We start from the raw sequence: 24,359 nt of genomic DNA on the forward strand, positions 1-24,359 counted from the left end.
GGGGCGTTTGCCTTGTGGGTGCCTTGTTTTATCTGGGTCCAGAGGGTAGCAAGCATTAACTAACTCATGCCACCCAGCAGCGTGGCGCCCGCCAGGGCCCCGGCCAGCGCCGGGTCCACCTCGGCCAGCATCCGCCGCAGCTGCTCGCGCTGGGCCGCCAGCTCGCCGACGTCGGCGGCCTCGAAGCGCAGCACCAGGGCGTCGGCGGTGTTGGAGAGGCGGATGAGCCCCCAGCCGCGGGGGAAGTCCAGGCGCAGGCCGTCCACGGTGGTGGCTGCGGCCCCGGGGGGCGGGGTCATCGCCTGCAGGGCAGCGATCACCGTCTGGCCGTGGGCCCGCGCCACTGGCAGATGGATCTCCGGCGTGGCCACGCAATCGCCGGGCTCGCCCAGGGCGTCGGCGGTAGTCGGCGCCCGGGCGACCAGCTCCAGGATCCGGGCGGCGGCGTAGAGGGCATCATCGAAACCGAACCAGCGATCCGCCAGGAATAGGTGGCCGGTGAGCTCCCCGGCGAGCACCGCCCCCTCCGCCTCCATCCGGGCACGGATGAGGGAGTGGCCGGAGGGCGTCATCACCGGTCGGCCGCCGGCCTCCGTGATGGCCGAGAAGAGCGCCCCGGTGGATTTCACGTCGAAGAGCACCGCCGCCCCCGGCCGGGCCGCCAGGACCTCCGGGAGGAAGAGCGCCAGCAGCCGGTCCGGCCAGACCATCCGCCCCTGTTCGTCCACCACGCCCAGGCGGTCGCCGTCGCCGTCGAAGGCGAGCCCCAGGTCGGCGCCCTGATGACGCACGGCCTCGGCCAGGTCGGCGAGGTTCTCCGGGCGGCTGGGATCGGGGTGGTGGTGGGGGAAGTGGCCGTCGGGCTCGCAGTGGAGGGGGTGGACCCGGGCGCCCAGTGCCTCGAGCACCGCCACCGCCGCCGGCCCGGCGATGCCGTTGCCGGCATCCACCACCACCTCCAGCGGTCGCTCCAGCCGGATGTCCTCGGCGATGCGGGAACGGTAGTCGGCGAGGATGTCGGCCGTGCGGTAGCTCCCGTCGCCGCGGGTAAGGGCCCCCTCCTGCAGCCGATGGCGCAGGTCGCGGATGCCGTCGCCGAAGAGGGTGCGCCGACCCAGGACGATCTTCAGGCCGTTATCCGCCGGGGGGTTGTGGCTGGCGGTGACCATGACGCCGTTGCCGCGGGCCAGCCGCCAGGCACCGTAGTAGAGCAGCGGGGTGGGAATCGCCCCGAGGTCGATAACATTGGCACCCCCGGCCCGCAGGCCGTCGGCGACGGCGGCGGCGATGGCCGGGCTGGAGAGGCGGCCGTCGCGTCCCAGCGCCACGGGCCCCGGCGCACTCTCGGCGGCCACGGTGGCGATGGCGCGCCCCAGCCACCAGGCGGCATCGCCTTCGGCGAGATCGGCGGCAGCGCCGCGGATATCGTAGGTGCGAAAGAGTTCCGCGGCCGGCAGGTGCTCGGGGCCGGCGACGGTCATGTCAGCCCCGTCCGGTGTGGCCGAAGCCGCCCTCGGCCCGGTCACTGGTCTCGAAGGAATCCACCATCGTCAGCTCCGCGGCCACCACGGGGACGAAGACGAGCTGGGCGATGCGCTCGCCCACCTCGATGGTGAAGGGCGTCTGCCCGCGGTTCCAGCAGGAGACCATGAGTTCGCCCTGGTAGTCGGAGTCGATGAGCCCCACGAGGTTGCCCAGGACGATGCCGTGTTTATGGCCCAGGCCGGATCGGGGGAGGATCATCGCGGCCAGCCCGGGGTCGCCGATGTGGATGGCCAGCCCGGTGGAGAGGAGTTCCGTCTGCCCCGGCTCCAGGATCAGGGGCTCGTCCAGGCAGGCGCGCAGGTCCATGCCGGCGCTGCCCGCGGTGGCCTGCTCCGGCAGGGGGATACTCTCCCCCAGCCGCGGGTCCAGCCGCTTCACCTCGATCCGCTGCATCGTCATCCCCCCTGTAGTGTGCCGTCCAGCCGGGCGGCGGCCAGCGCCACCAGCTCCCGCGCCAGCTCCGTCTTGGGCGCCGGCCCCAGCCGGCGCCTCCCGCCCTCCCAGAGGACGGTGACGGTATTGTCGTCGGTATCAAAGCCCTTGCCCTCGCCCACCTCGTTGGCCACCACGAGGTCGATGCCCTTGCTGGCGAGCTTGGCCCGCGCGTTGGCCTCCACGTCCCCGGTCTCGGCGGCGAAGCCCATGGTCAGCGGCGGCTTCGGCCGGGCGGCCACCTCGGCGAGGATGTCGGGATTGGGCACCAGCGAGAGGGTTCGCCCCTCGCCGTCGCGCTTGACCTTCCCCGCCGCCGGCTCCGCCGGGCGGTAGTCGGCCACGGCGGCGGTCCCGACGAAGAGGTCGCACGCCCCCACCCAGGCGTGGACGGCGTAGCGCATCTCCTCGGCGGTCTGCACGTCCACCCGTTCCACCCCGGGGGGGGTGGCCAGATTCACCGGACCGGCCACCAGGATCACCCGCGCGCCGGCCCGGCGGGCGGCGGCAGCGATGGCGAAGCCGGTCTTGCCGGAGGAGCGATTGCCCAGGTAACGCACCGGGTCCACCGGCTCCCGGGTGGGGCCGGCGGTGACCATGACGCAGCGGCCGGTGAGGCTGCGGCTGCCCAGGGCCTCGGTCACCGCGGCCACCAGCTCCGTCGGTTCCACCATGCGGCCGGGGCCGTTCTCGCCACAGGCCTGGTCGCCGCTGGCCGGCCCCAGCAGCTGGACGCCGTCGGCGCCGAGCTGCTCGACGTTGCGCTGGGTGGCGGGATGCGCCCACATCCGGTGGTTCATGGCCGGCGCTGCGAGCAGGGGCGCGGTGGTGGCCAGGCAGACGGCGCCGATAAGGTCGTCGGCCCGGCCGACGGCCAGGCGCGCCAGGCGGTCGGCACCGGCCGGTGCGAGGAGGATGGCCTCGGGCCAGCGAGCCAGCTCGATGTGGTCCATGCCGGCCTCGGCCTCCGGGTCCAGCAGCTGCTGCCGCACGGGATGGCCGGAGACCGCCTGCAGGGTCAGCGGCGTGATGAAGGCGGTGGCCGCCTCGCTCATCATCACCCGAACCTCGGCCCCGGCCGCGCGCAGGCCGCGCACGGCCTCCACGACCTTGTAGGCGGCGATACCACCGCCCACGCCCACCAGCACCCTGCGTCCTTCGAGATCGCCCATGGCGCGGAGTCTACCAGAAGGCCGGGTTGCCGTGGCCCGGGGCCCGTGGCAGCCTTTTGGTCGATCGCAGGGAGGCGATCGCCACCATTGGGGAGGGAGCCCCGTGTCCATCCGTCACTGGCCCGAAGGGGAACGTCCGCGCGAGCGCCTGCTGGAGCAGGGACCGGAGGCCCTCTCCGATGCCGAGCTGCTGGCCATCTTCCTGCGCACCGGGGTCGCCGGCACCTCCGCCGTGGACCTAGGCCGCGAGCTGCTCACCGCCTTCGACGGCCTCCGCCCCCTGCTGGAGGCCGACCGCGCCACCTTCTGCGGCCACCGCGGCCTGGGCGAGGCCAAGTTCGTCCAGATCCAGGCGGTGCTGGAGATGGCCCGGCGCCACCTGGCCGCCCGCCTGGAGCCGCTGGATACCCTGGACGGGCCGGCGAGCACCCGCGCCTTCCTCACCGCCCGGCTGCGCCACCAGCCGGAGGAGGCCTTCGCCTGCCTCTTCCTGGATAACCGCCACCGGGTGCTGGCCTTCGAGACGCTGTTCCATGGCACCGTCAACGGCGCCTCCGTCCACCCGCGCAAGGTGGTCCGCCGCTGCCTGGACCACAACGCCGCGGCCGTCATCGCCGCGCACAACCATCCCTCGGGAGTGGCCGATCCCAGCACCTCGGACCAGAGCCTCACCCGGCGCCTGCGGGAGGCCCTGGAGCTGGTGGACGTCCGGCTGCTGGACCACTTCGTCATCGGGGACGAGGTGGTCTCGTTCGCCGAGCGGGGTCTGATGGACTGAAGGGAAGGCCGAGAAAAACCGAAGTGCAGGGAGGGGGTACCGGGTCATCAGGTACGCCGTACATACACCCATGTCGGCTCCTCGACGGCATCCCTGCCGTCGAGGACCTGATGACCCGACACCACCAGTCCCCACTACCGCCGACCCCGCTTCACTCCGCACTTTTGCCCCGTTCGGCTTGAGGAGCCACCCGAGTCGTGGTATAAAACCCGGCTTTCGGCGCCCACTGATTCGGGAGGCTCCCAATGTCCAAGGTCTGTCAGGTAACCGGCAAGCGGCCGATTACCGGGAACAACGTTTCCCACTCGAACCGCAAGAACAAGCGGCGTTTCCTGCCCAACCTCCACCAGCACCGTTTCTGGGTGGAGAACGAGGGCCGCTGGGTCACCCTGCGGGTGAGCTCCAAGGGGATGCGCATCATCGACAAGAAGGGCATCGAATCGGTGCTCAATGATATCCGCAAGCGCGGTGAGCGCGTCTAGGCGCGCGGGAGGCTGACATGCAGGAAAAGATTCGTCTGGTCTCGTCGGCCGGTACCGGCCACTTCTACACCACGACCAAGAACAAGCGGAACATGCCCGAGAAGATGGAGATCAAGAAGTTCGATCCCGTCATCCGGCAGCACGTAATCTACAAGGAAGCCAAGATCAAGTAGCTTCCCCTCCCGAATCGGGGTGTAGAAAAAAGGGGGTCCGCCAGCCGGCGGGCCCCCTTTTGTGTGTCCGGTTGAAACGCCCGGTAGCCCCGGCCCCCAAGGGGCCGGACCATCACCGCCTAGGCGGCGGACGAGTTCGGAAGCGTATAGCCGCGCAGGCGGGCGGCGAACTCCTGGAGCGCCTCGATCCCGGTGGCCTCGGCCTCCCGACACCAGTCACGCAGGGCATTCAGGCGCTGCTCCCGGGTAGCGGCGGACTGCTTCCAGATCGCCTGGAGCCGCTCCTTGTACTGCTGGACGGTGCGAAGCGTCTCGCTGTCCTGGAACACGGAATCCAGCTGGCTGCTTCCGGTGACCTCCGGGGGCGCACCCTCACGGCGAACCACGGCGCGGGCGCGGCGGAGCAGGCTGCGACGCGGACTGGACGCCTCGGTCTGCCGCTCCTCCTCCTTGAGCACCCGGGCCATGACGTCCTTGCTGTAGCGCGCCATGACCTGGAAGCGGTTGGCCACCACCGCGCGTACCGTCTCGTAGTCGGCCTCCTCCTTGGCCACCACCTCCGGCACCGGGGCGACCTTCTTCACCCGGGCCAGGCCCACCATCTCCATGAGCCGGATGTAGAGCCAGCCGATGTCGAACTCGCCCTTGCGGTGGCTGAACTTCGCCGACCCGGCATGGGCGTGGTGATTATTGTGCAGCTCCTCGCCCCCGATGATGATCCCCCACGGCACGATATTGGTGGAGGTATCCGGCGAGGCGTGGTTGCGATAACCCCAGTAGTGGCCGGCCCCGTTGATGACCCCGGCCGCCCAGAAGGGGATCCAGAGCATCTGCACGCCCCAGATGGAGAGGCCGATGGGGCCGAACAGCACCAGGTTCAGGACGAGCATCAGGCTGATGCCCCCCATGGTGAAGCGCTGGTAGACGTTGCGCTCCATCCAGTCATCCGGCGTGCCCTTGCCGTAGCGGTCCAGGGTCGCCTCCTCCTCGGCCTCGGCGCGATACAGTTCCGCGCCCTCCAGCAGGACCTTACGAATCCCGTAGACCTGGGGGCTGTGCGGATCCTCCGGCCCCTCGACCTTGGCGTGGTGCTTACGATGGATGGCTACCCACTCCCGGGTCACCATGCCCGTGGTCAGCCACAGCCAGAAGCGGAAGAAGTGGCTCACGACCGGGTGGAGCTCCAGGGCGCGGTGCGCCTGGTGCCGATGGAGGAAGACCGTGACCGAGACGATGGTGATATGCGTCGCGGCCAGGACGATGAGGATGTAACCCCACCAGGGGAGACTACCGAGAATACCGTTCCACATGGGAGATGCTGCTACCTTCAGGATGACTTACCAAGTATGGCAGGTTGCCACGGTAACGCAGCCCCGATGGTCGCGTCACCGAATGCGGGTGGTTCGATCCTGGCCACCACCCGGCACCCATCTCGTTTATCATGCTATCGACAAGCAAGTCCACACGCTCCCGAGGGGGTCTGACTGGTGCACAAGGAAGATCGATGGCCAATGATATCCTCGTAGGGCGCCAGCCCATCTACCGCCGGAACATGGATGTCTACGCCTACGAGCTCCTGTTCCGCGGGCGAAGCGAGACCGAGGCCGGGGTCACCGACGGTGACCGGGCTACCAGCGAAGTCCTCTACAACACCTTCGTGGAGATCGGTGTCGATGAGATCGTCGGCCGCCACCGCGCCTTCGTGAACCTCACGCCCTCCTTCCTCCTGGGGGAGTACCCGCTGCCGACCACCGAGGGGCAGCTGGTGCTGGAACTCCTGGAGGACACCCCGGTCACCGACGAGATCGTCAACGCCGTGGCCAACCTCCGCGCCCGGGGCTATACCATTGCCCTGGACGATTTTGTCTACCAGCCCCATCTGGAGCCGCTGGTCCGGCAGGCCGACATCATCAAGATCGACCTGATGCAGCTCGGCGACGGCGAGCTGGAGAAGCACGTAGAACGCCTGTCCGGTAACGGCACCCGCCTGCTGGCGGAGAAGGTGGAGACCCACCAGGAATTCCACCACTGCCGGGAGCTGGGCTTCGATCTCTTCCAGGGCTTCTTCTTCTGCCGGCCGGAGGTGGTCCGGGGCAACCACCTCCCCACTAACCGCGTGGCCATCGCCGAACTCCTCTCCGCCCTGCAGGATCCGGATGTGGAGCTGTCCACCCTGGAGCGGCTCATCAGCCGGGATGTCACCCTCTCCTACCGGCTGCTGCGACTCATCAACTCCGCCTACTTCAACCTCCGCCGGGAGGTGGACAGCGTCGGCCGGGCCCTGATGCTGCTGGGGCTGGACGCCGTGCGTAACTGGGCCACCCTGCTCACCCTCTCCTCTGTGGAGGACAAGCCCACGGAGCTGGTACGCACCGCCGTGATCCGCGCCCGCCTCTGTCAGAACCTGGGCGCGACGGTGGACCCGAATACCAGTAGCGACCTCTATTTCACCGTGGGGCTCTTCTCCACCCTGGACGCCCTGCTGGACCAGCCGCTGGAGGCAGTCCTGGAGCAGCTGCCCCTGAGCCAGCCGGTGGCCCGGGCCCTGCTGGAGCGCGGTGGTATCCCGGGGGCGGTACTGGACTGCGTCCTGGCCTACGAACAGGGAGACTGGGCAGCGGTGGAGAACAATACCTGCGGCATCGCCCCGGGCTCGGTCCGGGATGCCTACCTGGAGGCGGTCCAGTGGGCCGACGACCTCATGCGCGAGATCGTCGCCTGACCCATCGCTACCGGGAGAGGCGCAGCTCTCCGCCCGCCGCCTCTGCTTCCCAGCCCGGCGCCACCCAGACGGTGGTGGCCTCATCCACCACCAGCGCCGGGCCCGTTACGTGCCGCCCCGGGAGCAGGGAATCCCGCCGGAAGAGCGGCACGGGCGTCGCGATGCCGTGAACCCCGACCCGGGCCTCCGGCTCCGCCTCCTCACCGGCTGCCGCCTCGGCCGGTGGTAGCGCCGGCAGCGGCCCGCGTAGTTGCAGCCGGACCGTGACCAGTTCCACCGGCAGTTCCAGCGCGTGGCCGTAGAGCCGACGATGGGCCGCATGGAAGGCGGCCTCCGCCGTGGCCGGGTCACCGGTCCAGTCCACCGCCAGGGCGTGAGACTGCCCGGTATAGCGCAGCTCCACGCGGGGCTCGGCCACCAGCCGCGCCGGATCCCCGCCATCGGCACGATAGGCCGCCTCGCCCTCGGTGTGCAGAGCAGCCAGTAGCGACACCACCGCTGCCGCCCCGGCGCCGGCCAGCGCCTCTCGCCGACTGCGGGAGAAGACCCGGGACCAGGGGGCCACGAGCATGCCCACGGCGGAGAAGAGCCCCGCCCGCGCGGGCACGCGGGCGCGAGTCATCCCCAGGCGCTCGGCCACCTCGCAGACGTGGAGCCCCCCGGCCCCGCCGAAGCTGGTCAGCGTCAGCGCCGCCGGGTCCTCCCCCCGCTGGACCGCGACCACTCGCAGCGCCTCGGCCATGCGCTCGCACGCCACCGCCAGGATCCCCTCGGCCGCGGCCTCCGGGTCGCGTCCCATGGCCGCGCCCAGGCGCCCCACGGCCGCGCGGGCCGCCTCGCCATCCAGCGCCAGGTCACCGCCCAGGGCCACCTCGGACGGCAGTCGGCCCAGGACCACGTTGGCGTCGGTCACCGTGGGCTCGGTCCCGCCCCGGCCGTAGCAGGCCGGCCCCGGGTCGGCGCCTGCGGAGGCCGGCCCCACGCGGAGCAGGCCGCCCGCGTCCAGGCTGGCGATGGAGCCGCCACCGGCACCGATGGTATGCATCTCCACCTGGGGCACCGCCACCGGCCAGGGCCCGATATGGCCCTCGGTGGTAATCCGCGGCTCCCCGGCCACCAGGGCGACATCGGTGGAGGTTCCCCCCATGTCGAAGGTGAGCTGGCGCTCATCCCCGCCGGTTCGCGCGGCCGCCGCGAGCCCGCCCGCGGGGCCGGAGAGGAGCAGCCGGACCGCCCCCTCCCCGGCGGTGGCGATATCGCAGGTACCGGCGTGGCTCTGCATCACCGCGATGCGCGGCCCCGGCAGTGCCGCCGCCAGCCGGTCCAGGTAGCCCTGGACCACCGGCCCCAGCCGGGCGTTGAGCCAGGTGGCGACCCCGCGCTCATACTCCCGGATCTCGGCGAGCACCGCCGACGAGCGGCTGACAAAGGGGCCGGGCGGCAGGGCCCCGGCGATGCGCGCCTCCTCCTCCGGCGCCTGGAAGGAGAAGAGTCGATTGATGGCCACGGCCTCCGGCTCCAGGGCCGCGACCCGGTGGGCCAGCCCGGCGAGTTCCGCCTCCTCCAGGGGGGCGACCGTCTCGCCCTCGGGGCCGATGCGCCCGCCCACCTCCAGGCAGAGTTCCGCGGGGACCGGTGGCTCCTTCGCCGGGGGCTGGAGGTCGTAGAGGTCGGCACGCGCCTGGCGGCCGATGGTCAGCAGATCGGCGAAGCCGCGGTTGGTAATGAGGACCGTGCGCGCCCCCCGCCCCTCCAGGACGGCGTTGGTCGCCACCGTCGTCCCGTGGATAACCTCCAGCCCGGGATCGGCGGGGTCCAGGCCGAGATCGGCCATGCCGGCGAGGATGGCCCGCTCCGGCGCCTCCGGGGTGGAGAGGACCTTGCGGGTGCGCACCGCTCCGCCCTCGTCCACCAGGACCAGGTCGGTGAAGGTGCCGCCGGTATCCACGCCGAGCCGTTTCATCTTTCGCTTCCCCTTGCTCCGCGATCGGACCTTCTACGGACGTGAGATGGCAACTGGAGCGTGTCCCGATAGCTGGCCATCGGGGGCCAGGACGGCCCGTACGGGCCTGTTGTCGAGGTCCCGGGTCGGCGCTACGCGCCGCCCGGGATGACGGGGGCCAGAGAATGCCCCCCAGGGAATGCCTCGTCGTTCCCGCGCACGCGGGAACCTCGAGAACCCTGCCAACGGGCCCTGCCGACTTGGCAGCCACGCCCGGGGCCGGGACAATACCGCCTCCGCCCCCATGGAGCCACCCGCGAGGCGCCCGTGCCCGAACTCCCCGAGGTCGAGACCACCCGACGCGGCATCGCCCCCCACCTGGAGGGGCGGCGCGTGCGCGAGCTGGTGGTCCGGGAACCGCGCCTGCGCTGGCCGGTGGACCCGGCCCTGGCCGATCACCTGCGCGGCGCCCTGCTGGGGCCGGTGGAACGCCGCGCCAAGTACCTCCTGCTGCCGGCGGGTGGTGCGGGGACGCTCATCCTGCATCTCGGGATGTCGGGCAGCCTGCGAGTGGTCCCCGCCGACACCCCGCCGGAACGCCACGACCACCTGGACCTGGTGCTGGAAGACGGCCAGGCCCTGCGCCTGCGCGACCCCCGCCGCTTCGGCGCCGCCCTCTGGCAGCCGGCGGGCACCACCCATCCCCGCCTGGCCGAACTGGGTCCGGAGCCCCTGGGGCCGGACTTCCACGGCGACTACCTCTATCGCGCCAGCCGCGGTCGGCGGGCGGCGGTGAAGGCCTTCATCATGGACAACCAGGTGGTGGTGGGCGTGGGGAACATCTACGCCACGGAGGCGCTCTTCCGGGCCGGTATCGACCCGCGCCGGGGCGCCGGTCGCATCGGCCGGGAGCGCTACCGGCGACTGGCGGACGCCATTCGCGCCGTGCTGGCCGAGGCCATCGAGGCCGGCGGCACCACCCTGCGGGACTTCACCCGCAGCGACGGCGCACCCGGCTACTTCCGGATCCAGCTGGCCGCCTACGGCCGCGCCGGCGAGCCCTGCCCGGCCTGTGGCCGGACGCTGGTCACCTCCCGGGTGGGGCAGCGGGCCACGGTCCGCTGCCCCGCCTGCCAGACCTGAGGCGATATCCCCCGTCATTCCCGCGCAGGCGGGAATCTCGCGAACGCAGCCCCGCCAGAGCCTCCCGCTGGTTCGCCGGGTTACGGGGCCGCCACGGGACGGACGGCGGCCATGCCCTCGCCGCGGGGATCGCTGGCCGCCTCCACGCCGGCGGGGCCGCCGGTGATGGCCTGCATGTTGCCCCAGGGGCCGTCCTCTTCCAGCTCGTGGCCGCGCTCCTCCAGTGCCTCGCGGGTCGCGGCACTCAGGGCGCCGGGCTCGTACTCCACCACGTCGGGCAGGTACTGGTGGTGGTAACGGGGCCGCTCCACCACGGCGCCGGCCCGGTCCCCGGCCATCACCGACCGGATCCCGAGCAGGACCTGGGTGATGATCCGGCTGCCGCCGGGGCTGCCCAGGACGGCGAAGTCGTTGCCCCTTTCCATCACCACCGGGGTCATGCTGGAGAGCGGCCGCTTGCCCGGCTCGACGGCGTTGGCCTCGCCCTGGACCAGGCCGTAGGCGTTGGGCTCGCCGGGCTTGGCGGCGAAGTCGTCCATCTCGTTGTTGAGGACCACGCCGGTCCCCGGGGCGACGAAGCCGCTGCCGAAGGGGTAGTTGATGGAGAGCGTCGCGGAGACGCGGTTGCCGTCGCCGTCCACGATGGAGAGATGGCTGGTGTGGTGCCCACCAGCGGCCGCCGGAACCGGCGCCAGCGCCTCGCTGGGGGTGGCGCGGTCGCGCCGGATCCCGGTGCGCAGACCGGCGGCGTAGGCCGGGTCCAGCAGGTGGGCCGGCGGCTCCACGAAGTCGGGATCGCCCAGGTGGGCGTTGCGGTCGCGGTAGGCGCGGCGCAGGGCCTCCACGGTGAGGTGGATGGTCCCGGCACTACCGCGCTCCGGGGCGTAGCCGTCGAGGATGTTGAAGGTCTCCCCCAGGACCATCCCGCCGGAGGAGGGCAGGGAGGCGGCGTGGATCCGCCAGCCGTCCACCTCCAGGGTTACCGGCTCGCGCTCCACTACCGCGTAGTCGGCCAGGTCGGCCTCGTTCCAGACCCCGCCGGCTTCCCGGGCGCCCTCGACCAGGGCGGCGGCCACGGGGCCGCGGTAGAAGCCATCCCGTCCCTGGTCGGCCAGGGCCTGGAGGGTATCGGCCAGCTCCGGCTGGCGGATGAGCGTCCCCTCCGCCGGGACCTCGCCGTCCGCCAGGAAGGTCTCCGCCCCCGCCGGCCAGCGCTGGATCACCTCCTGGCGGAAGCCGGCCATGCGGCGGTAGTGGGGCGTGACCTCGAAGCCCTCCCGGGCGGTCCGGATGGCCGGCTCCAGGCTGCGCGCCAGCGACAGGGCGCCGTACTCGCTGGCGATGTGGTCCCAGGCCGCCGGCGCACCGGGGATCCCGGCGGCCAGCGGGCCGTTCATGGAGGCGCCCTCGACGAGGTCCCCCGACTCGTCCTGGTACATGGTGGCGGTGGCGGCGGCCGGCGCCGCTTCCCGGCCGTCGACCATGACCGCCTCGCCCTCGGCGGGGTCCAGGAGCCAGAAGCCGCCGCCGCCGATCCCGGAACTGTAGGGCTCGGCCACGCCCAGGGCGGCGCTGGCGGCCACCGCGGCGTCGAAGGCATTGCCCCCGGCCTCCAGGACCTCGAAGGCGGCCTCGGTGGCGACCGGGTGGGCCGTGGCCACCGCCGCCGTCCCCGAGGCGGCCGGGGCCGGGAGCGCCAGCGCCGCCAGGACGACGCCGGCCAGGGTGCGGAGCCGGGCGCGCATCAGCCGGTCAGCCGTTCGTACTTGGCCTGGAGCTGGTCCCGGCTCTCCTGGTTGTCCGGATCGACCACGATGCAGTCCACCGGGCAGACCTCGATGCACTGGGGCTCGTCGAAGTGGCCCACGCACTCGGTGCACAGCTCCGGGTCGATGACGTAGATCTCGTCCCCCATGGAGATGGCGCCATTGGGGCACTCGGGCTCGCAGACGTCGCAGTTGATGCACTCGTCGGTGATGAGCAGGGACATGCCGTCTCTCCTCGGCGCGGCGCGCCGGCTGACTGGATATGCCGTCGAATGCTAGCCCAAACGCTGGCGCAGTGCAGCCACGACCTCTGTGTGGACAAAGGGGCTGACATCGCCGCCCAGGGTGGCGATCTCCCGTAGCAGGGTGGCGGAGAGGAAGGTGTTGCGCTCGGAGGGGGTGAGGAAGACCGTCTCCACCTCCGGGGCGAGCTGGCGGTTCATGCTGGCGAGCTGGAACTCGTACTCGAAGTCAGAGACCGCGCGAAGGCCGCGGACCACCACCTGGGCCTGGCACTGGTGGACGTAGTCCACCAGGAGGTTGTCGAAGCCGTGGACCTCCACGCCGGGGAGGTCGGCCAGGACCCGCTCGGCCAGGCCGATGCGCTCGGCGTGGTCGAACAGGGGATGCTTCCCCGGATTGGCGGCCACGGCGACGATGACCCGGTCGAAGAGCCGGGCGGCGCGGCCGATGAGCTCGGCGTGGCCGTTGGTGATGGGGTCGAAGGTGCCGGGATAGACGGCGGTGACCGGCATGGTGCACTCCTGGTTCTGGCCGGGGGATTGCCCGGGGTATTACGAGGTCTCGCCCCCGCGGAGCAGGAGATCATACCGCACCTCGCCGTGGACGTGCCCGCGATGGGGCTGCCAGCCCTCGGGCCAGGCCGGCTCGGCGCCGCCACCGGGGCTCTCCACGTGGATGGCCGCCCCCTCGGCCAGCCAGCCCCCGGCCTCCAGGGCGGCCATGGCGGGGTCCAGGAGGTTGCTGTCGAAGGGGGGGTCCAGGAAGACGAGTTCGAAGGGCCCGCCGGCCGCCGCGACCTCGCCCTCCAGGAAGCGCCGGGCGTCGGACTGGACGACGGTCGCCCCCTCCGCCCCCAGGGTGGCCACCTGCTCGCGCAGATGGCGGGCCACCGGGGCGGCGCGCTCCACCAGCACGGCCTCTGTCGCACCCCGGGAGAGGGCCTCCAGCCCCAGGGCGCCGCTGCCGGCGAAGAGATCCAGGCAGCGCGCCCCGGCTAGGCGGGGCGAGAGCCAGTTGAACAGCGTCTCCCGCACCCGGTCGGGGGTGGGGCGCAGCCCCTTGCCCGGCGGGACGGCCAGCCGCCGACCGCGCCAGCGACCGCCGATGATCCGGATTCCGCCTCTACTCATCCCCGCCCACGGTGACGGTGACCAGGCGGTCCGGGTCGATCCGGCGGCGGAAGGCGTCGTGGATCTCCTCGGCAGTGACCGACTTCACCCGGTCGCGGAAGCGCGCCAGGTAGTCGGTGGGCAGGTCGTAGTAGCCGATCATGGCGAGATAGCCCAGCAGGTCGGAGTTGGTATCGATGCGCAGGGGGAAGCCGCCCACCAGGTTGGCCTTCGCCGCCTCCAGCTCCTCCGCCGTCGGCCCCTCGGCGACGAAGTCGGCGAGCAGCTGGCGTACCAGCTCCTCGGCCTTGTCGGCGTTGGCATTGGCCGTCTGCAGGCCGATGGTGAAGGGCCCGCGCCGGGCCAGGGGCCGGAAGTAGCTGTAGGCGCTGTAGGCCAGCCCGCGCTCCTCGCGCACCGCCTCCATGATCCGGGAGCCGAAGCCGGAACCCCCGAGGATGTGGTTGCCCACCAGCAGCGGCCAGTAGTCGGGGTCGCCGCGGCGCATGCCGGGCTGGCCGATGAGCAGGTGGGTCTGGGCGGAGGGGAAGGCCTCATCCACCCGTTGGGCATCCTCCAGCGCCGGCACCTCGGGCAGCTCCGGGGCCGCTTCGCCCCGCGGTAGATCGCCCACCGCCCGTTCGGCCAGGGCCTCCGCGCGCTGGCGGTCCACGTCGCCGACAATGGCGACGTCGGCATTGGCGGCGGTGTAGTAGCGGTCGTGGAAGGTCACCACATCGGTGCGCGCCAGCCCCTCCACGGACTCCTCCGTGCCGGAGACGGGATGCGCGTAGGGATGATCGCCGAACAGCGCCCGATGGAAGGCGCGATCGGCCACCTGCCCGGGGTCCTGCTTCGCCTGCCGCAGCCCCACCAGGGTGCGCTGGCGCTCGCGCTGGAAGGCCCCCTCCGGGAAGGTAGGCCGGGCCAGGACATCGGTGAGGATGGCCAGGGCCGGGTCCAGCCGCTCGGGGTCGGTGAGCGAACGCAGATGGACCGAGGCGCGGTCGCGGCCGGCGGAGGTGGAGAGCTCCGCCCCCACCGCCGCCAGGTCGTCGGCGATGGCCTCCTCGCCCCGCTCCCCGGCGCCGGTATCCAGCAGGCCGCTGGTCAGCGCCGCCAGGCCCGGGTTCCCGCCATCCCGGGCGCTACCGGCAGCGAAGGTGACCCGAAGGTCCACCATGGGCAGCTCCGGGGCGTGGACGTACAGGACCTCGGCGCCGTTGTCGGTCTCCCACTGCTGGATCTGGGGCTGGGCGGCGGCCACGCCGCTGGCCAGCCCGGCGAGGGCGGCCAGGGCCGCCGTGACGAGTCGGCTAGTTGCCATGGGTCATCCCCCCGGTGGACGGCTGCTGCTGCGGCGCGGGACCGCTCCCTTCCGGCTCCAGGATGGCGACGGTGAGCCGGTCCTCGCGGAAATACTCCTCGGCGACCCGGCGGACATCCTCGGCGGTCACCGCCTCCACCCGGTCGGCGTACTCGTCCACCACCTCCCAGCCGAGCCCGACGGTCTCGGTGAGGCCGCGGCGCATGGCCTTGTAGAACTGGGAGTCGCGCTGGTAGACCTCGGAGGCGACCACCTGGGCCTTCACCCGCTCCAGCTCGTCGGCCTCGATCTCGCCCTCGGCCAGGGCGCGGGCCTCCTCGCGCAGGGCCGCTACCAGGTCCCGGGGTTCGGTATTCTCCGAGGGGGTCCCGGTGAGGGTGAACAGGGTATCCATGCGGTCGTAGAGGCCGTAGCCGGCGGAGGCAGAGGCGGCGATCTCGCGTTCGCGCACCAGCCGCCGCGGCAGGCGGGCACTGTCGCCCCCGGCCAGGAGGCCGGCGGCCACCTCCAGGGCGTAGGCGTCGTCCCGCTCGGCGGCGGTATTCAGCGCCGGCACCTTGTAGCCCGCGCGCACCTGCGGCACCCGGGCGGGGACGCGGACCACCACCTCCCGGGGGCCGGTCTGGTCCGGCTCCCGGCGCGGCTTGATGGTCGGCGCCTCGCCACCCTCCAGGTCGCCGAAGTGGCGGCGGGCCGCGGCGAAGACGGCCCCGGGCTCGACATCACCCACCACCACCAGGGTGGCGTTGGCCGGGGTGTAGAAGCGCTCGTACCAGCCCTGGAGGTCGTTCAGCTCCATGTTGGCCAGGTCGTCCATCCAGCCGATGATGGGCTGGCCGTAGGGGGAGGCCATCCAGGCAGTGGCGTTGAAGGCCTCGCGCAGCCGGGCGGCGGGCTGGTCCTCGGTGCGCAGGCGCCGCTCCTCCATGACCACATCGCGCTCGCTGGCAAACTCCTCCGGGTCCAGCCGGAGGTTGACCATGCGATCCGCCTCCAGCTCCAGGGCGCGGTCGAGCTGGTCGGCGGCGAGCTGCTCGAAGTAGGCGGTGTAGTCGCGGCCGGTGAAGGCGTTCTCGCGGCCGCCCAGGCGCTTGATGATCCGGGAGAACTCGCCGGGGCCCACCTCCTCGGTCCCCTTGAACATCATGTGCTCGAGGATGTGGCTCACCCCGGTGATGCCGCCGGGTTCGTAGCTCGAGCCCACGCCGTACCAGACCTGGGAGACCACGGTGGGTGCCCGGCGGTCGGTCTCCACCAGCACGGTCATGCCGTTCTCCAGCTCGGTGGTGTGGACCTTGGCCAGGGCGGGGGCGGCGGGCAGCATTGCCAGCAGGCCGGCCAGGAGCCCGACCCGGACCCCCTTGGGGAGTATGTTCCAGCGCATGTCGTCCCTCCGCGCGCGGCGCGTTATCCCCGCCGCGCGGCAAGTGCTAGGATGATGGCCCGTGACGGCGACGCCGTCGGCCATCCCAACTGTGTGACCATACGAGCCATGTTCGGTTTCCGAAAGCGCAAGGGAAAGGGGTCCGACCCGGAGGCCCCGGAAGAATACCAGCCGGAAGGGGCCCCGGAGGAGGCATCGGAGGCGGAGGCCGCCGACGAAGCCGCCCCGGAGCCGAAGGAGGAGCCAACCGAGGAGCCCGCCGCCCCGGGACCGTCCCCCGCCGACGAGGACGAGGGTGCGGAGAAGAAGGGCGGCCTCTTCGGCCGGCTGCGCGAGCGCCTGGCGAAGACCCGCTCCAGTCTCGCCGAGGGGCTGGGGGCGCTGGTCCTCGGGCGCAAGGAGATCGACGACGAGCTCCTGGAGGACCTGGAGACCCAGCTGCTCACCGCCGATGTCGGTGTTACCGCCACCCAGCGGATCATCGACGACCTCACCCGCCGGGTCTCGCGCAAGGAGCTCACCGACCCCCAGGCCCTGGTGGGCACCCTCCGCGAGGAGCTCACCGCTCTGCTGGCCCCGGCCGCCCGGCCACTGACCCTCCCCGAGGACCAGGAGGGGCCCTTCGTCCTCCTCATGGTGGGAGTCAACGGCACCGGCAAGACCACCACCATCGGCAAGCTCGCCCAGCGCTACCGCGCCGAGGGGCGCGAGGTGGTCCTGGGCGCGGCGGACACCTTCCGCGCCGCCGCCGCCGAGCAGCTCCAGGAGTGGGGCGAGCGCACCGGCGTCCCGGTGATCCGCGGGCCCGAGGGGGGCGATCCGGGGGCCGTGGCCCACGACGCCGTGGAGGCCGGCCGCGCCCGGGGAGCCGACGTGGTCATCATCGACACCGCCGGCCGGCTGCATACCCAGGACAACCTCATGGAGGAGCTGGCCAAGGTGCGCCGGGTCATCGCCAAGCAGCTGCCCGACGCGCCCCACGAGACCATGCTGGTCATCGACGGCGGCACCGGCCAGAACGCCCTCTCCCAGGCCAGGCAGTTCAACCAGTCGGTCCCGCTCACCGGGCTGACGGTGACCAAGCTCGACGGCACCGCCCGGGGCGGCGTCCTCTTCGCCCTGGCGGCGGAGCTGGAGGGGGTCGCCATCCGCTTCATCGGCGTGGGCGAGTCGGCGGAGGACCTGCGCCCCTTCGATGCGGCGGAGTTCGTCGACGCCCTCTTCGAGGAGTAGGCGGGCGTGGCCGTCGTCGAGCTCCACCACGTCTTCAAGCGCTACCCCCAGGGCCACGAGGCGCTGCGCGACATCAACCTCACCCTGGAGGCGGGGGAGATGGCCTTCCTCACCGGCCACTCCGGCGCCGGCAAGTCCACTCTGCTCAAGCTCATCGCCCTCATGGAACGCCCCTCCCAGGGGCAGATGTTCGTGGCCGGCCGCAATGTCACCAAGATCCGGCGACGCCAGATCCCCTTCCTGCGCCGCCGGGTCGGGGTGATCTTCCAGGACCACCGACTGCTCTTCGACCGCGACGTCTACACCAACGTCGCCCTGCCGCTGATCATCGCCGGCTTCCGCCACCAGGAGGTGGGCCGCCGCGTGCGCGCCGCCCTGGACATGGTGGGCCTGCTGGACAAGGAGCGCCGCTACCCCATCACGCTCTCCGGCGGCGAGGCCCAGCGCGTGGGCATCGCCCGGGCAGTGGTGAACAAGCCCGACCTGCTCCTGGCGGACGAGCCCACCGGTAACCTCGACCCGGCGCTCTCCCGGGAGATCATGGGGCTGTTCGAGCAGTTCAATCAGGTGGGCGTGGCCACCCTCATCGCCTCCCACGACCTGGACCTCATCGGCCAGCTGGGGCGGCGCACCCTGAGCCTGCGCGAGGGGCGACTCCTGGGCGAGCGCGCGGAGGTGCCGGCGTGAGTCGCGCCCATCCCAACCGCGGCGCTTCCCGCGGGATGCCCCGGGAGGCCCTGCGCGGGCGGCTGGACCAGCACCGGGACGAGGCGGCGGACAGCCTCCGCCGACTCCTCGCCGCCCCCCTCTCCTCGCTGCTCACGGCGGCGGTCATCGCCATCGCCCTGGCGCTGCCGGCCGCCCTGCAGACCCTGGTGGAGACGGCCAGCGGGGTGGCCGCCGGCTGGGACCGCGAGGCGTCCCGGATCTCCGTGTTCATGGGACTCGACCGGGATCGCGAAGAGGCCCGGGAGCTGGTGGGCCGCGTGGAGGGCCGGGAGGATGTCATCGCCGTACGCCTCATCCCCCGGGAGGAGGCACTGGAACGGTTCCGCGAGCAGTCCGGCCTGGACACGGTCCTGGACAGCCTGGAGGAGAACCCCCTCCCGCATACCCTGGTGGTCCAGCCCACGGCCGGCTCCCCGGAGGCCATCGCGGAGCTGGGTGATGCCCTGGCCGAACTGGACGGCGTCGACCGCGTGCGGCTGGACCGGGCGTGGCTGGAACGCCTCCAGGCACTGCTGGCCACCGGAGAGCGCCTGGCGCTGCTGCTGTTCGGGCTCCTGGGGGTGGGCGTACTGCTCATCGTCGGCAACACCATCCGCCTGGCCATCGCCAGCCGGCGGGAGGAGATCGCCATTACCCAGCTCATCGGCGCCACGGACGCCTTCATCCGCCGCCCCTTCCTCTACATGGGCCTCTGGTACGGCCTCTTCGGCGGGCTGCTCGCAGTGGTCCTGGTCAATACCGGCCTGGTCCTGCTGCGCGCGCCGGTGGACCGCCTGGCCGCCCTCTACGACAGCACCTTCACCCTGAACTGGCTGCCGGTGGACATTGCCGGGGCCACGGTGGGTCTGGGGGTCCTCCTGGGGCTGACCGGGGCCTGGTTCGAGGTGGGTCGCCATCTGCGCGCCACCGCGCCCCGCTGAGCAGCTTTCGGGCAGGCCGATGCCGCGCCCCTGGCATCTTTAGCACTCCGAACTATGCTCTGCTAATATCATGGGAACTGAACCGGCCAAGGCTGGTCATAGGGAACATGACGGATAAGTGTATATACAACACTGAGAAGGAGGACTGCATGACCATGCCCGACAAAGCCCTGCAGACCGCGATCCCCACCGGGAGTCTGGAGGCTTACACCCGGAGCGTGAACGCCGTCCCCATGCTGACCGCCGACGAGGAGTACAACCTCGCCCGGCGCTACCACGACAACAACGACCTGGAGGCGGCACGCCAGCTGGTGCTCTCCCACCTGCGCTTCGTGGTCCGGATCGCCCGTGGCTACAACGGCTACGGCCTGCCCCAGGCGGACCTCATCCAGGAGGGCAACATCGGCCTGATGAAGGCGGTGAAGCGCTTCGACCCGGGCATCGGTGTCCGCCTGGTCTCCTTCGCCGTGCACTGGGTCCGGGCGGAGATGCACGAGTACATCCTCCGCAACTGGCGGATCGTGAAGGTGGCCACCACCAAGGCCCAGCGCAAGCTCTTCTTCAACCTGCGCAATGCCAAGAAGCGGCTGGGCTGGTTCACCCGGGAAGAGGTGGAATCGGTGGCCGAGGACCTGGGAGTGAGCACCGACTCCGTGCTGGAGATGGAGTCGCGCCTGGCCAACCAGGACACGCCCTTCGACTACTCCGGCGTCGACGACGACGAGGGCTACCTGCCCCCGGCGCCGGCCGGCTACCTCCAGGACAACTCCGAGGATCCGGCCCGTCGAGTGGAAGAGGCCGAAAGCGAGGCCTTCCAGACCGAGCAGATCCGCGACGCCCTGGCCGCACTGGACGACCGCAGCCGGGACATCCTCCAGCGGCGCTGGCTGGCCGAGGACAAGGCCACTCTGCAGACCCTGGCCGACGAGTACGGCGTCTCCGCCGAGCGGATCCGACAGTTGGAGAAGGCGGCCATGGGCAAGCTCCGGTGCTCGCTGGACGTGCTGGCGGCCTGACGGCGGGTTCGAAGGGCCGGATGAGAAAAGGGGTCGTGCCTGCAGGCACGACCCCTTTTTCTTCGCTGGCTTCTCCCGCCCCTAGGAGACGCTCCCGAAGAGGACCACCGAGAAGAAGCTCAGCCATCCCAGGGCCACCAGACCGAAGATGATGGCCACCGGGAAGTTCTGGAAGGTGAAGATCGACTTCATGGTGCTCCCTCCTCTGGATCAGGGTTCGATTACACCCTAGATCCACAGGCAGGGAGTGCCATTGACCGCGATCAATGGCGCGGCGCGTCCCTGCTGGGCAGAGCGAGGCTCAGTAGCGGCCGGAGAACTCGCCGAAGAGGACCACGGACAGGAAGCTCAGCCAGGACATGACGATGAGCGCCACGACGATGGTCATGGGCGCGCTCTGGAAGGTGAAGTACTTCTTCATGGAATCCCCCACAATAAATCTGATTCTGGGCACGTAACCCGATTAATATACCCCTCCCGCGCGGGCCCGAGCAAGCGAAGGAGCCGTGACGACCGGACTCCTCAGCCGAACAGCCGCCGGATCTGGTCAACGTCGCGCACCGCACCGCGATCCGCGGAGGTGGTAAGTGCCGCGTAGGCGCGCAGGGCCTGGCTCACCGGGCGCTGGCGTACCGCGGGCAGCCACGCCGCCTCGCCCCGGTCATTCATGGCCTGGCGACGCCGTTCCAGCTCGGCATCGTCCACGGCGATGCGGATGGAACGTGCCGGGATATCGATCTCGATGGTGTCGCCCTCCTCCACCAGGCCGATGGCGCCACCCTCGGCGGCCTCCGGGGAGACGTGGCCGATGGACAGCCCCGAGGTCCCGCCGGAGAAGCGGCCGTCGGTGATGAGGGCACAGTCCTTCCCGAGGCCGCGCGACTTGAGGTAGGAGGTGGGGTAGAGCATCTCCTGCATGCCCGGCCCGCCCCGCGGCCCCTCGTAGCGGATGATGACCACGTCGCCGGCGTTCACCCGGTCCCCCAGGATCCCCTCCACGGCGGCCTCCTGGCTCTCGAAGATCCGGGCCGGCCCGGTGAAGGTGAGGATGGACTCGTCCACCCCGGCGGTCTTCACCACGCAGCCGCGCGGGGCGAGGTTGCCCTCCAGCACCGCCAGGCCGCCCTCGGTGGAGTAGGCGTGGTCGATGTCGCGAATGCAGCCCTCGCTGCGATCGGTATCCAGCGCCGGCCAGCGCCGCTCCTGGCTGAAGGCCTCCTGGGTGCGGACATTGCCCGGCCCGGCGCGGTAGAACTGCGCCACGCCCTCGTCGTCGGTGCGCCGGATGTCCCACTGCTCCAGGGCCTCGCCCAGGGTCGGGGTGTGGACGGTGGGGACGTTGGCGTGGAGCAGGCCGCCGCGCTCCAGCTCCCCCAGGATCCCGTAGACGCCGCCGGCGCGGTGGACATCCTCCATGTGGTAGCGCTGGGTGGCCGGGGCCACCTTGCAGAGGTTGGGCACCCGGCGGGAGAGCCGGTCGATGTCGGCCATGGTGAAGGGCACCTCCCCCTCCTGGGCCGCCGCCAGCAGGTGGAGGATGGTATTGGTGGAGCCGCCCATGGCGATGTCCAGGCTCATGGCGTTCTCGAAGGCCTCGAAGGGGGCCACCGAGCGCGGCAGCACCGAGCTGTCCTCGCCCTCGTAGTAGCGCCGGGCCATGTCCACGATGGTACGCCCGGCGCGCAGGAAGAGCTCCTTGCGGTCGGCGTGGGTCGCCAGGGTGGAGCCGTTGCCCGGCAGCGCCAGCCCCAGGGCCTCGGTGAGGCAGTTCATGGAGTTGGCGGTGAACATCCCGGAGCAGGAGCCGCAGGTGGGGCAGGCGGAGCGCTCCATGGTGTTCACGTCCTCGTCGGACTGCTCGGGGCTGGCCGCCGAGACCATGGCATCCACCAGGTCCAGGTGGACCTCCTGGCCGCCGATGACCGCCTTGCCCGACTCCATGGGACCGCCGGAGACGAAGATCGTCGGGATGTTCAGCCGCATGGCGGCGTTGAGCATGCCGGGGGTGATCTTGTCGCAGTTGGAGATGCAGACCAGCGCATCGGCGCAGTGGGCGTTGACCATGTACTCCACGGAGTCGGCGATGATCTCCCGGGAGGGCAGGGAATAGAGCATACCGCCGTGGCCCATGGCGATGCCGTCGTCCACGGCGATGGTGTCGAACTCCTTGGCCACCCCGCCGGCCGCCTCGATCTCCCGCGCCACCATCTGCCCCAGGTCCTTGAGGTGGACGTGGCCGGGCACGAACTGGGTGAAGGAGTTGGCGACGGCGATGATGGGCTTGTCGAAATCGCCGTCGTTCATCCCCGTGGCCCGCCACAGGGCGCGGGCCCCGGCCATGTTACGGCCATGGGTGGTGGTCCAGGAGCGATAGTCGGGCATGGTCTCTTCCCTCGCGGGTGGGGCGGCGTTACGGCAGAAGCCGACTAGCGTAGCGGACACCACCCCGTCGGTGAAGCCCGTGCCCGCCTGCCCGTTGGAAGCCACCCGAAACCGTTTCCGTGCGCCACCTCACACTGTTGCCGGGAGACAATACCCGGCCGATGGGCGTAGAATCCCGCTATCCCCATCTCATCGGCAACCGCTCGACCCATGCAGAGTTCCGCCCGCTTCCTCAAGAAGTTCCTCGATTCGCCGGCTACCGTCGGGAGCATCATCCCGAGTTCGCGGATGCTGGTCTCGGCCATGCTCTCGCCGGTGGACTGGGCGCGGGCGGAGACCATCGTGGAGCTCGGGGCCGGCACCGGCGTCATCACCCGGGCCATCGAGGGGCGCCGCCGCTCGGACTCCACCTTTCTCGCCTTCGAGAGCGACCCGCAGATGCGAGCCGAACTCGGGCGGCGCTATCCCGATGCACTGCTGGAGGACGACGCCTTCCACATGCACGCCGCGCTGGAGCGCCGCGGCCTGGAGAATGCCGACTGTGTCATCTCCGGACTGCCCTTCGCCAATTTCCCGCGGAACCAGCAGGCGGGCCTCATCACCGCCATCCATGATGCCCTGCGGCCCGGCGGCCTCTTCGTCGCCTTCCAGTACACCCGCCAGCTTCAGCCCTATCTCGATTCCACCTATGGCGACATCGCCCGCCGCCTGGTGCTGTTCAATGTGCCCCCGGCGCTGGTCTATATCTGCCGCAAGGGGGAGTGAGCCGCGGCCGCCGGCTTGACGGGGCGACCGCGGTAGCCTTTGCTTGACCGTGGGGTATACCGAGGGGCAGGCGTCGTGCCGACGGGAAGCGGAATATCGAAGGGGTTGCTCGCCGGGGTCCTCGCCCTGTTGCTGGCCGGTTGCGCCTCCACGATACCCGAGCCGATCCGCCAGCCCCCGACGGACGCACCGACGCTGGAACAGGCGCGCGCGGACGTCGAGGAATACCGCGGCACAACGGTCCGCTGGGGCGGCACGCTCCTGGCGGTGGAGAATCGCGCCGAGGGGGCACGGCTGGAGATCCTGGCGCGGCCGCTGGAGAGTAGTGGCCGCCCCGAATCCGCCGATGCCAGTCCCGGTCGCTTCGTCGCCGATATGGACGGCGTGGCAGACCCGGCACTGTTCACCCTCGGCCACGAGATCACCGTGGTCGGACGCCTTGACGGCCTGGTACAGGGCCGCATCGGCGACTACACCTACGATTATCCGCGGGTGGTCATCCAGCACCACTATCTCTGGCAACCCCGCATCCAGCGGCCCGACCCTGTAGGGTGCGACCCTTGGTACGATCCCTGGTACGACCCCTGGCACTATCGAACCTGGCCCTACCGGCGCTACCCCTGCTGGTAGCCGCCCTCCTGGCCACCGTGATAACCGGCTGCGCCAGCCCGCCCTTCGAGACGGGGGAGGCCCGGCGTGATCCGGCGCCAGCCGCGGTCACAGAAGGGGACGTGGGCGAGACCTTCCTCTGGGGCGGCCTGATCCTGGGGATCGACAATCGCGAGGACGGCACCACGGTGCTGGAGATTCTGGCCCTGCCCCTGGATGACTCCGGTCGGCCGATGACCCGGGGGGCCGAGCCCGGTGGACGCTTCCTCGCGGTGAGCACCGAGTTCCGGGATCCGGCCGAGTACCGCGCCGGCCGGCAGGTCCTCGCCCTGGGCGACCTCACCGGCTTCGAGGAGGGCCGCATCGGGGAGGCCACCTACCGCTACCCGAAGCTGGCGGTAGAGGCACTCCATCTGTGGCGCGATGACGGCCGCTCCCCCGGGAGCAGCTGGCACTTCGGCATCGGGCTCGGGATCGGCCTGTAGTC

24 protein-coding genes are annotated in these 24,359 nt (G+C 71.1%); 12 read left to right on the forward strand and 12 right to left on the reverse strand.

The window, feature by feature from the left end; all coding sequences use genetic code 11:
• Positions 1-59 precede the first annotated feature (59 nt).
• The 3 genes from BM272_RS08525 to coaBC are packed head-to-tail and all read right to left on the reverse strand — an operon-like array spanning position 60 to position 3,149.
• Entirely contained in the window at positions 60-1,481 is a 1,422-nt protein-coding gene (locus BM272_RS08525) for a phosphomannomutase/phosphoglucomutase (protein ID WP_093428362.1), read from the reverse strand.
• Position 1,482: 1 nt separating this feature from the next.
• Positions 1,483-1,938, reverse strand: coding sequence for a dUTP diphosphatase (gene dut / locus BM272_RS08530; protein ID WP_093428363.1), 456 nt, complete (start codon positions 1,936-1,938; stop codon positions 1,483-1,485).
• A gap of 2 nt (positions 1,939-1,940) precedes the next feature.
• Complete coding sequence (gene coaBC, locus BM272_RS08535) at positions 1,941-3,149, reverse strand: bifunctional phosphopantothenoylcysteine decarboxylase/phosphopantothenate--cysteine ligase CoaBC (RefSeq protein WP_205407784.1); 1,209 nt, start codon at positions 3,147-3,149, stop codon at positions 1,941-1,943.
• Between the two features lie 103 nt (positions 3,150-3,252).
• On the opposite strand from coaBC, the gene radC reads away from it, so the two are divergent.
• From radC to rpmG, 3 genes are all read left to right on the forward strand, one after another.
• Entirely contained in the window at positions 3,253-3,927 is a 675-nt protein-coding gene (gene radC, locus BM272_RS08540) for a RadC family protein (protein ID WP_093428421.1), read from the forward strand.
• 245 nt (positions 3,928-4,172) lie between these two features.
• Positions 4,173-4,409, forward strand: a complete 237-nt coding sequence (gene rpmB / locus BM272_RS08545) for a 50S ribosomal protein L28 (RefSeq protein ID WP_093428365.1) — start codon at positions 4,173-4,175, stop codon at positions 4,407-4,409.
• A gap of 17 nt (positions 4,410-4,426) precedes the next feature.
• Entirely contained in the window at positions 4,427-4,582 is a 156-nt protein-coding gene (gene rpmG, locus BM272_RS08550) for a 50S ribosomal protein L33 (protein ID WP_093428366.1), read from the forward strand.
• Between the two features lie 119 nt (positions 4,583-4,701).
• Here the strand turns inward: rpmG and BM272_RS08555 are convergent, their stop codons facing one another.
• Positions 4,702-5,892 (reverse strand): DesA family fatty acid desaturase, encoded by a 1,191-nt coding sequence (locus BM272_RS08555; RefSeq protein ID WP_093428367.1) that lies wholly within the window; start codon positions 5,890-5,892, stop codon positions 4,702-4,704.
• 194 nt (positions 5,893-6,086) lie between these two features.
• On the opposite strand from BM272_RS08555, the gene BM272_RS08560 reads away from it, so the two are divergent.
• Positions 6,087-7,304 (forward strand): EAL and HDOD domain-containing protein, encoded by a 1,218-nt coding sequence (locus tag BM272_RS08560; protein ID WP_159433050.1) that lies wholly within the window; start codon positions 6,087-6,089, stop codon positions 7,302-7,304.
• A 7-nt stretch (positions 7,305-7,311) separates the two neighbouring features.
• Here the strand turns inward: BM272_RS08560 and BM272_RS08565 are convergent, their stop codons facing one another.
• The gene (locus BM272_RS08565) at positions 7,312-9,267 is read right to left on the reverse strand and encodes a hydantoinase/oxoprolinase family protein (protein ID WP_093428369.1); all 1,956 of its coding nucleotides are present in this window, start codon (positions 9,265-9,267) and stop codon (positions 7,312-7,314) included.
• A gap of 306 nt (positions 9,268-9,573) precedes the next feature.
• Between BM272_RS08565 and mutM the strand changes: the two genes are divergently transcribed.
• The gene (gene mutM / locus BM272_RS08570; RefSeq protein WP_093428370.1) at positions 9,574-10,389 is read left to right on the forward strand and encodes a bifunctional DNA-formamidopyrimidine glycosylase/DNA-(apurinic or apyrimidinic site) lyase; all 816 of its coding nucleotides are present in this window, start codon (positions 9,574-9,576) and stop codon (positions 10,387-10,389) included.
• A gap of 80 nt (positions 10,390-10,469) precedes the next feature.
• Here mutM and ggt read toward each other — a convergent pair whose 3' ends face one another.
• Genes ggt through BM272_RS08600 form a run of 6 tightly spaced genes read right to left on the reverse strand, consistent with a single transcriptional unit; the run spans position 10,470 to position 16,218 of the window.
• Positions 10,470-12,134: a gamma-glutamyltransferase gene (gene ggt, locus BM272_RS08575; protein WP_093428371.1), complete on the reverse strand. Its 1,665-nt coding sequence runs from the start codon at positions 12,132-12,134 to the stop codon at positions 10,470-10,472.
• Positions 12,134-12,379 (reverse strand): YfhL family 4Fe-4S dicluster ferredoxin, encoded by a 246-nt coding sequence (locus BM272_RS08580; RefSeq protein WP_093428372.1) that lies wholly within the window; start codon positions 12,377-12,379, stop codon positions 12,134-12,136. Before BM272_RS08580 ends, ggt begins: the two co-directional genes overlap by 1 nt.
• Positions 12,380-12,430: 51 nt before the next feature.
• Positions 12,431-12,910: a pantetheine-phosphate adenylyltransferase gene (coaD, locus tag BM272_RS08585; protein ID WP_093428373.1), complete on the reverse strand. Its 480-nt coding sequence runs from the start codon at positions 12,908-12,910 to the stop codon at positions 12,431-12,433.
• 39 nt (positions 12,911-12,949) lie between these two features.
• Positions 12,950-13,528 carry a 16S rRNA (guanine(966)-N(2))-methyltransferase RsmD gene (rsmD, locus tag BM272_RS08590; protein ID WP_093428374.1) on the reverse strand — a complete coding sequence of 193 codons (579 nt, stop codon included), beginning with the start codon at positions 13,526-13,528 and terminating at the stop codon, positions 12,950-12,952.
• Positions 13,521-14,834: a M16 family metallopeptidase gene (locus BM272_RS08595; RefSeq protein WP_093428375.1), complete on the reverse strand. Its 1,314-nt coding sequence runs from the start codon at positions 14,832-14,834 to the stop codon at positions 13,521-13,523. Before BM272_RS08595 ends, rsmD begins: the two co-directional genes overlap by 8 nt.
• Positions 14,824-16,218 (reverse strand): M16 family metallopeptidase, encoded by a 1,395-nt coding sequence (locus BM272_RS08600; protein WP_093428376.1) that lies wholly within the window; start codon positions 16,216-16,218, stop codon positions 14,824-14,826. The genes BM272_RS08595 and BM272_RS08600 overlap by 11 nt, the downstream gene beginning before the upstream one ends.
• 108 nt (positions 16,219-16,326) lie before the next feature.
• On the opposite strand from BM272_RS08600, the gene ftsY reads away from it, so the two are divergent.
• The 4 genes from ftsY (at position 16,327) to rpoH (ending at position 20,116) form a co-directional block, all read left to right on the forward strand.
• Positions 16,327-17,451, forward strand: coding sequence for a signal recognition particle-docking protein FtsY (ftsY, locus tag BM272_RS08605; protein WP_093428377.1), 1,125 nt, complete (start codon positions 16,327-16,329; stop codon positions 17,449-17,451).
• 6 nt (positions 17,452-17,457) lie between these two features.
• Positions 17,458-18,138, forward strand: coding sequence for a cell division ATP-binding protein FtsE (ftsE, locus tag BM272_RS08610; protein ID WP_093428378.1), 681 nt, complete (start codon positions 17,458-17,460; stop codon positions 18,136-18,138).
• The gene (ftsX, locus tag BM272_RS08615; protein WP_093428379.1) at positions 18,135-19,100 is read left to right on the forward strand and encodes a permease-like cell division protein FtsX; all 966 of its coding nucleotides are present in this window, start codon (positions 18,135-18,137) and stop codon (positions 19,098-19,100) included. The genes ftsE and ftsX overlap by 4 nt, the downstream gene beginning before the upstream one ends.
• A 149-nt stretch (positions 19,101-19,249) precedes the next feature.
• Positions 19,250-20,116, forward strand: coding sequence for an RNA polymerase sigma factor RpoH (gene rpoH, locus BM272_RS08620; protein WP_093428380.1), 867 nt, complete (start codon positions 19,250-19,252; stop codon positions 20,114-20,116).
• Positions 20,117-20,638: 522 nt separating this feature from the next.
• Here the strand turns inward: rpoH and ilvD are convergent.
• Complete coding sequence (gene ilvD, locus BM272_RS08625; protein ID WP_093428381.1) at positions 20,639-22,498, reverse strand: dihydroxy-acid dehydratase; 1,860 nt, start codon at positions 22,496-22,498, stop codon at positions 20,639-20,641.
• A 210-nt stretch (positions 22,499-22,708) separates the two neighbouring features.
• Between ilvD and BM272_RS08630 the strand changes: the two genes are divergently transcribed.
• The 3 genes from BM272_RS08630 to BM272_RS08640 all read left to right on the forward strand — a co-directional run bounded on the left by BM272_RS08630 (position 22,709) and on the right by BM272_RS08640 (position 24,357).
• Positions 22,709-23,263, forward strand: a complete 555-nt coding sequence (locus BM272_RS08630; protein WP_093428382.1) for a class I SAM-dependent methyltransferase — start codon at positions 22,709-22,711, stop codon at positions 23,261-23,263.
• A 105-nt stretch (positions 23,264-23,368) separates the two neighbouring features.
• A complete protein-coding gene (locus tag BM272_RS08635; RefSeq protein WP_159433051.1) occupies positions 23,369-23,893 on the forward strand; it encodes a Slp family lipoprotein in 525 nt (174 codons plus the stop codon).
• On the forward strand, positions 23,824-24,357 hold the full coding sequence (locus BM272_RS08640; protein ID WP_159433052.1) for a Slp family lipoprotein: 534 nt from the start codon (positions 23,824-23,826) through the stop codon (positions 24,355-24,357). The genes BM272_RS08635 and BM272_RS08640 overlap by 70 nt, the downstream gene beginning before the upstream one ends.
• Positions 24,358-24,359: the final 2 nt, after the last annotated feature.

Origin of the sequence: Thiohalospira halophila DSM 15071 (genome assembly GCF_900112605.1) — a bacterium.
GTDB classification, from domain to species: domain Bacteria; phylum Pseudomonadota; class Gammaproteobacteria; order Thiohalospirales; family Thiohalospiraceae; genus Thiohalospira; species Thiohalospira halophila.

What these genes read in the sequence shown, in the direction of transcription:
- BM272_RS08560 (WP_159433050.1), top strand. Translation starts at nt 6,087, where the DNA reads ATGGCCAATGATATCCTCGTAGGGCGCCAGCCCATCTACCGCCGGAAC.
- rpoH (WP_093428380.1), top strand. Translation starts at nt 19,250, where the DNA reads ATGACCATGCCCGACAAAGCCCTGCAGACCGCGATCCCCACCGGGAGT.
- BM272_RS08630 (WP_093428382.1), top strand. Translation starts at nt 22,709, where the DNA reads ATGCAGAGTTCCGCCCGCTTCCTCAAGAAGTTCCTCGATTCGCCGGCT.
- BM272_RS08525 (WP_093428362.1), bottom strand. Translation starts at nt 1,481, where the DNA reads ATGACCGTCGCCGGCCCCGAGCACCTGCCGGCCGCGGAACTCTTTCGC.
- BM272_RS08580 (WP_093428372.1), bottom strand. Translation starts at nt 12,379, where the DNA reads ATGTCCCTGCTCATCACCGACGAGTGCATCAACTGCGACGTCTGCGAG.
- ilvD (WP_093428381.1), bottom strand. Translation starts at nt 22,498, where the DNA reads ATGCCCGACTATCGCTCCTGGACCACCACCCATGGCCGTAACATGGCC.
- BM272_RS08565 (WP_093428369.1), bottom strand. Translation starts at nt 9,267, where the DNA reads ATGAAACGGCTCGGCGTGGATACCGGCGGCACCTTCACCGACCTGGTC.
- rsmD (WP_093428374.1), bottom strand. Translation starts at nt 13,528, where the DNA reads ATGAGTAGAGGCGGAATCCGGATCATCGGCGGTCGCTGGCGCGGTCGG.
- BM272_RS08555 (WP_093428367.1), bottom strand. Translation starts at nt 5,892, where the DNA reads ATGTGGAACGGTATTCTCGGTAGTCTCCCCTGGTGGGGTTACATCCTC.
- coaBC (WP_205407784.1), bottom strand. Translation starts at nt 3,149, where the DNA reads ATGGGCGATCTCGAAGGACGCAGGGTGCTGGTGGGCGTGGGCGGTGGT.
- dut (WP_093428363.1), bottom strand. Translation starts at nt 1,938, where the DNA reads ATGCAGCGGATCGAGGTGAAGCGGCTGGACCCGCGGCTGGGGGAGAGT.
- ftsY (WP_093428377.1), top strand. Translation starts at nt 16,327, where the DNA reads ATGTTCGGTTTCCGAAAGCGCAAGGGAAAGGGGTCCGACCCGGAGGCC.
- rpmG (WP_093428366.1), top strand. Translation starts at nt 4,427, where the DNA reads ATGCAGGAAAAGATTCGTCTGGTCTCGTCGGCCGGTACCGGCCACTTC.
- ggt (WP_093428371.1), bottom strand. Translation starts at nt 12,134, where the DNA reads ATGCGCGCCCGGCTCCGCACCCTGGCCGGCGTCGTCCTGGCGGCGCTG.
- BM272_RS08595 (WP_093428375.1), bottom strand. Translation starts at nt 14,834, where the DNA reads ATGGCAACTAGCCGACTCGTCACGGCGGCCCTGGCCGCCCTCGCCGGG.
- coaD (WP_093428373.1), bottom strand. Translation starts at nt 12,910, where the DNA reads ATGCCGGTCACCGCCGTCTATCCCGGCACCTTCGACCCCATCACCAAC.
- BM272_RS08600 (WP_093428376.1), bottom strand. Translation starts at nt 16,218, where the DNA reads ATGCGCTGGAACATACTCCCCAAGGGGGTCCGGGTCGGGCTCCTGGCC.
- rpmB (WP_093428365.1), top strand. Translation starts at nt 4,173, where the DNA reads ATGTCCAAGGTCTGTCAGGTAACCGGCAAGCGGCCGATTACCGGGAAC.